The sequence below is a fragment of the Acinetobacter sp. UBA2063 genome (assembly GCF_002333245.1).
Classification (GTDB): Bacteria; Pseudomonadota; Gammaproteobacteria; order Pseudomonadales; family Moraxellaceae; genus Acinetobacter; species Acinetobacter parvus.
The window spans coordinates 1-6081 of record NZ_DDAH01000001.1; the positions used below are offsets into that span (position 1 = coordinate 1).

The following is a 6081-nucleotide window of genomic DNA, read 5'->3' on the forward strand; positions in this document are numbered from 1 at the left end:
GTAATTCTCAACAGACCCTAGTTGAAACAGGTTGGTGTCGTTTTGAAAATATTAACTTACGTTTGATCGGTAGTCAGTTTAATCAGTGGCAGGCCAAAATCAGTGGCACAATTGAACATGAAAATGTTGAACTGGTGATTTTGAACAATGAATATGGATTATTAGAACAGCATTACGCAAAATGGTAATCCTCATCAAAAAAATCCCTCTTTTTAAAGAGGGATGACGGGAGTTTTATAGACCAGCTTGCCAAAAAGCCTCGCCCGCAGCGATTGGGTCATTGGTTTTAGCCAATGTATCAATCCAGACATCATACTGGCGAATAATCGGATGTTGGTTTGGATGAAAATCCTTTTTAAACCAGTCACTATATTGAGATCTTTTTGCCGTCAAAATACCTCTGCGCCCAAAGAACCACGGCAAGCCCTTGCGTGCCATGTCAAGACGCTGCCTAAAGCTAAAGCCATCTGTTTTAAGCATGACATCGGTACGGTAAAGTGTGAAGCCAAACATTAATAAGGTCGTAATGACAAGGGCGGAACGGCGAGTCAATTCTGGTACTTCACCGACCTGTTGCATGACATCAAAAGCCACATCACGATGTTCCATTTCCTCAATTGCATGCCATGCGAACAGCGCGCGAACAAAAGGATCAGCCTCTGCCAATGTTTCTTTCTTACTATAGAATGTATCTGCCATCAGGGCGGTTAAATGTTCAGCCGCGGCCGTCATGGCAATATTGTATTGTGGTGAGCGATGCTTCAATTCAAATCTAAATATTTTTTTCAAACGGTTGGTGAACTGATCCACAGGCATGCCTTGTTCTTTCATGATCTGGTTCATTTTGTCATGGGCAATGCCGTGCTGGGCTTCTTGACGAATAAAGTCTGCCACACGTTCCTGTAGCTCAGGATCATTGATCTTGTCGCGGAATAAACGTACACATTCAATGAAGTAGCGTTCGCCATCAGGAAATGTCAGGCTTAATGCATCAAACATGCGGGTACGGAATGGATCGCCACCAAACCAGAAACGTGGAGCCTCATTGAGGTGAAAGTCTAGGTTTGTTCTTACAATTGGATCAGCCTGATAGGAAACATGTGCATTCATTTTTGCTATTCCTTGTCTTTTGCATAAACTCAGTATGGAAAAAGTCCGATGAAATGTTTTGACAGTTACAGCCAAGTTTTATACAAATAACGACAGATCAGGATGAGATCGGCATATGTCAGTTAAAATTATTATTGGATACCTACGGTTGTTGAATCGTGTCCTACAGCAGGAAAACATTGATTTGTCTAAAGTTGTTGCACCTGAACTTTGGCAAGCTTTTCATGCCTGTTTAGAAAATCCAGATGAGCATGATTTTGATGTCGAACGTTATGCATTGCTTTTGCAATCTGCACAAGCTTATTTCCCTCGACCGATTACATTAGTATTGGCTGAACATGCCAATTTGCAAGATTTGGGTTTAATGGGATATTTGGCTTCAACCAGTTTAGATCTGCAACAGGCGTTACAGCTTTTACAACGTTATTATTCTTTAGTCTTTAAACAGACCAATTTAGAACAACTGAATGTTCAGCAGTTTTCTGATTATATTCAAATTGTTTGGAGTGCGTCTTATAGTGATTATCGGGAAATGTATGAGCTAAATTTGGCGTTGATTTTTAAAATTGCCCAGTCAATTGTGCAAGATGCTTTAATGCCACCGCAAATGATTCAATTTGGTTATGCGCCGAATACTGCGTTATATCATTTTGAAAAATTTTATGGCTGTGCCATTCAGGTACAGGCTGGACAATATGCAATTCGTTTTTCCAATCAGATTTTGCAGGCGAAAAGTATTGCCGCGGATCAACAGTTGAATCATGTGCTCTCTCATCAGGCTCAGCAATCGTTAAATAGCATGAGTTCTTTTGAGATACAGCAACAGCAGTTCAGACAGAAAATTCAAGGTTATATTGAGCAGGGCTTGTTGCAGCAAGAGGAAGTTCTACAGAGTTATATTGCAAAACGTTTGCACTGCTCAGAACGTACCTTGCAGCGTCAGCTCAAAAGCTATCAATTGAACTTTCAGGATATTCTGGATCAATACCGTTTAGAGCAGAGTAAATTGTATTTACAACAGGGCAAATCATTGTCAGAAATTGCGGAACGTTTAAATTATGCTGATCAAAGTGCCTTTGGGCGTGCATTTAAACGCTGGACAGGTGTCACACCGAAGCAGTTTTTAAAATTGTAAGCGAAACAAATTAGGAAGCTTTGATCATTGAGAAAAAAACAAAAATAGAGATAAATGTATGTGGGTTGTTGTAAGTAGCAACATTCGCTGTTGAATCGCGCCAAACCCTGTTCAATGAACAAAAAATAGCGGTACAATGCAGTGTTTCTGTATGACTACAAACAACTCCTCAATTTATATAAATCAAGGAAAGCATAATCCCATGTCACGTCTTGCCACTCGTTTTGAACAGCTTAAATCTCAGCAACGTAAAGCGCTTGTTTCTTATGTTATGGCAGGTGACCCGCATCCACAAGTAACCGTTCCATTGCTGCATCAGATGGTTGAGGCGGGCGTTGATGTCATTGAGCTGGGGCTGCCGTTCTCAGACCCAATGGCGGATGGCCCTGTAATTGCCTTAGCTGCTGAACGTGCCCTGGCAGGTGGAACCAATACCCTTGATGCACTGGATATGGTCAAGGCCTTTCGTGAGCAGGATCAAACCACACCAGTGGTATTGATGGGATATTTAAACCCCGTTGAGGTGATTGGCTATGAAAAGTTCGTTGCCTATGCCAAAGACTGTGGTGTGGATGGCGTGCTTCTGGTGGACTTACCACCTGAAGCATCTCAGCAATTAGGTGAAGTTCTTAAAAAAAATGGAATGGATCAGATTTTCCTGCTTGCGCCAACCTCAACTGATCAGCGTATTCAGCATGTGGTCAATCAGGCAAGTGGCTTTGTTTACTACGTGTCACTAAAAGGTGTGACTGGTGCGGCAACACTGGATACTGCTGAAGCAGCAGCACGTATTGCAAAAATCAAGTCTAAGACCAGTGTACCAGTCGGTGTCGGTTTCGGAATCAGTGATGCAGCGTCTGCAAAAGCGATGGGACAGGTTGCCGATGCCGTGATTGTGGGAAGTGCTTTCGTTAAATCTTTTGCGACATTGCCAGCGGATGAGGCTGTGCAACAGACGGTGAATAAAGTGAAGGAGCTTCGAGCCGCGCTCGATGAGTTAGTATGAGTCAAGAACGATTGAGTCCAGAATCAGCAACAGGGAAAGTGCTTAGTCCCACAACACCCTGGACGGAACGTCAAGTGCCAGGGATTCAGGTTGCGGATGAACAGCAGACCTTTAAGTCAACTTTTACCGAGCCAACCATTGAATGTCCTGAATGTCATGCCTTGGTGACGCGTACAGCCATGTCATTCAACGCCTATGTGTGTCCGCAATGCGATGAACATTTGCGTATGAAAGCACGTGATCGCCTGACCTGGTTCTTCGATCAGGTCAACTCAGAGCTTGGTCAGGAATTTAGTGCCAAAGACCCGCTAAAGTTTGTGGATAGCAAGCCTTATCCAGAACGTATGCGTGAGGCGCAGGATAAAACAGGTGAATCAGAAGCACTGGTGGTGATGCAGGGCTCGCTCAAAGGCCTGGATTTGGTGGCATGCGCCTTTGAGTTTGACTTCATGGGCGGTTCAATGGGTACTGTGGTCGGTGACCGCTTTGTACAGGCAGCTGAACGGGCAATCCAGCTACACCAGCCTTTGGTGTGTTTTGCGGCTTCAGGCGGTGCACGTATGCAGGAAGGCATGCTGTCACTGATGCAAATGGCACGTACCTCTGCGGCGATCCAGAAAATGAAAGAAGCACGCGTGCCTTATCTGGTGGTGTTGACCCATCCAGTTTATGGGGGTGTAACCGCTTCCTTGGCAATGCTGGGGGATGTTCATCTGGCTGAACCGAAAGCCATGATTGGTTTCGCAGGTAAACGGGTGATTGAGCAAACGGTACGTGAAAAACTGGAAGAGCCATTCCAGCGTGCGGAATATCTGCTTGATCATGGTGTGGTCGATCAGATTGTTCATCGTCATGCGTTACGTGATACTGTATATAGACTAGTGGCTAAACTGATGAACTTACCTTGAAACTAGACGCTCCCCATTCAACAGATACACTCACAACATGGCTCGATTATTGGGGCCATGTTCATGTTACAGGCATTGATTTAGGGCTGGAGCGGGTGATTCCCATTGCTGAAAGGCTGGGCGTGATGCAGCCAAAAGCCAAGGTGTTTACAGTTGCGGGCACCAATGGCAAAGGCTCAACCACAACCACGCTGGCAGCGATTCTAAATGCACAGGGCTACAAAGTCGGGTTATATCAGTCACCCCATATTTATCGTTTTAATGAACGGGTAAAGCTGGCGGGTCATGAGGTGGATGACCAGCGTTTGGTTGATGCCTTTGTGTGTGTTGATCAGGCGCGTCGTGAGTGTGGTCTAAGTCTTTCTTTCTTTGAAGCCACCACATTGGCGGCCTTTGTTATTTTTAAGCAGCAGCAATGTGATGTCTGGGTGCTTGAGGTTGGGCTGGGTGGTCGCCTTGATGTGGTCAACGTGATTGACCCTGATATAGCGGTGATCACCAATATTGGCCTGGATCATGTGGACTGGCTGGGTGATACCATTGAAAAAATTGCCTTTGAAAAGGCGGGTATTATCCGTCCAGACATTCCCGTTGTTTTTGCAGGGCAACAGCAACTTCCACAGGCCATTCAACATAAGGTGGATGAGACAAACGCCAGCCTGTATACACTGAATCGGGATTATTTCTATCAACTGAATAATGATGGACAGAGCTGGTCATTTGCATCGTCTGGCACAACCTTAAAGCTTCCCGTGGGACAGTTGGCCTTGGACAACATCTCCACTGCCGTGGCCGCGGTACTGGTGAGTGGGATTGAAATTTCACAGCAGGCCATTGCAACAGGTATTCAGCAGGCACGTTTGCAGGGGCGTTTTGAAATTCGCCAGATACAGGATAAAACCGTTATTTTTGATGCAGGACATAACCCACACGGTGTCGAATTTTTATTGAATCAGTTGCGAAAATTCTTAAAATACAATAAACAGTACACAGAAGTTGTCGCAGTATTTTCGATGCTGGCAGATAAGGACATCGCGTCTGTCACCGATTTACTAAAAACAACAGTAAAAGACTGGTTTATTGCTACTTTAGATGTGCCGAGGGCCGCAGCAATGCGACAGTTGCATGAGGCATTGCAGGGCCAGCAGGTCCATGAGTTTGGCAGTATCCAGCAAGCATTTGAAACTGTGCTGAAACAATGTCATAACAATCAGCTAATTTTAGTCTGTGGTTCGTTTCATACCTTGGAAGCGATCTGGGAGTATTTAGAACAATGTCAATGAATAACAAGCAACGCTGGATGGGTGGCGTTGTTCTACTTGGAGGGGGTGTTTTGTTGGCAGCATTACTTTTCAAGGGTAATGAAGAAATAGAGCAGGATAAGACCCAGACTACAGTTACTCACCCTATTCCCAAAACCGAAACCCAGCCTAAAATAGCCCAGCCAGCGCAGGAGGGGGAGATGGTCTCCTTGCAGCCTCTGGCCGTGGATGTTGAAACTGAAAAACGTTTGCTGGATGAACAGAAACGTGCACGTGAAAAGGCGGTTGCTGAACAGGAGGCCCGTGCTGCCGAGTTCCTGAAAATGCAGCAGGGGGCTGAGGCTGCGGCTGCACGTAAAGCTGCTGAAGAGTACGCTGCAATCAATGCCCGTAGAACTGCGGCGCAGGAAAGTTCAGATAATATTCCACCAGAACTGGTTGAGGACGACCAGGCTAAGGCTCAACGATTTGCTGAAGAAAAACGTAAGCTGGAAGAAAAGAAGAAAGCCGAACAGCAGAAAGTAGAGCAGCAGAAAACTGACGCTGAAAAGAAGCTAGCTGAAGACAAGCGTAAGGCGGAAGCAGATAAGAAAGCTGAGGAAGACAAGCGTAAGGCTGAGGCCGACAAGAAAGCGATCGAAGAAAAGAAACGTAAAGCTG

At 45.3% G+C, this 6081-nt stretch carries 5 protein-coding genes and 2 pseudogenes; 6 read left to right on the top strand and 1 reads right to left on the bottom strand.

Features of this window, described 5'->3' with window-relative positions:
- Positions 1-188 (top strand): annotated as a pseudogene (locus B4H32_RS00005) (DUF2804 family protein); the annotation flags it as partial.
- Positions 189-234: 46 nt separating this feature from the next.
- Here the strand turns inward: B4H32_RS00005 and B4H32_RS00010 are convergent.
- The gene (locus tag B4H32_RS00010) at positions 235-1110 is read right to left on the bottom strand and encodes a metal-dependent hydrolase (protein WP_286798952.1); all 876 of its coding nucleotides are present in this window, start codon (positions 1108-1110) and stop codon (positions 235-237) included.
- 115 nt (positions 1111-1225) lie between these two features.
- On the opposite strand from B4H32_RS00010, the gene B4H32_RS00015 reads away from it, so the two are divergent.
- The 5 genes and pseudogenes from B4H32_RS00015 to B4H32_RS00035 form a co-directional block, all read left to right on the top strand.
- Positions 1226-2245: an AraC family transcriptional regulator gene (locus B4H32_RS00015; protein ID WP_005330324.1), complete on the top strand. Its 1020-nt coding sequence runs from the start codon at positions 1226-1228 to the stop codon at positions 2243-2245.
- Between the two features lie 202 nt (positions 2246-2447).
- A complete protein-coding gene (gene trpA / locus B4H32_RS00020; RefSeq protein ID WP_004757221.1) occupies positions 2448-3251 on the top strand; it encodes a tryptophan synthase subunit alpha in 804 nt (267 codons plus the stop codon).
- Positions 3248-4159, top strand: coding sequence for an acetyl-CoA carboxylase, carboxyltransferase subunit beta (accD, locus tag B4H32_RS00025; protein WP_267981936.1), 912 nt, complete (start codon positions 3248-3250; stop codon positions 4157-4159). The genes trpA and accD overlap by 4 nt, the downstream gene beginning before the upstream one ends.
- Positions 4156-5442 (top strand): bifunctional tetrahydrofolate synthase/dihydrofolate synthase, encoded by a 1287-nt coding sequence (gene folC, locus B4H32_RS00030; protein ID WP_004683085.1) that lies wholly within the window; start codon positions 4156-4158, stop codon positions 5440-5442. The genes accD and folC overlap by 4 nt, the downstream gene beginning before the upstream one ends.
- Positions 5433-6081: pseudogene (locus B4H32_RS00035) on the top strand (SPOR domain-containing protein); the annotation flags it as partial. The gene folC and the pseudogene B4H32_RS00035, both read left to right, overlap by 10 nt.

Excerpts from the sequence above, each read along its gene's own strand:
- B4H32_RS00010 (WP_286798952.1), bottom strand. The coding sequence starts at position 1,110 with ATGAATGCACATGTTTCCTATCAGGCTGATCCAATTGTAAGAACAAAC.
- B4H32_RS00015 (WP_005330324.1), top strand. The coding sequence starts at position 1,226 with ATGTCAGTTAAAATTATTATTGGATACCTACGGTTGTTGAATCGTGTC.
- trpA (WP_004757221.1), top strand. The coding sequence starts at position 2,448 with ATGTCACGTCTTGCCACTCGTTTTGAACAGCTTAAATCTCAGCAACGT.
- accD (WP_267981936.1), top strand. The coding sequence starts at position 3,248 with ATGAGTCAAGAACGATTGAGTCCAGAATCAGCAACAGGGAAAGTGCTT.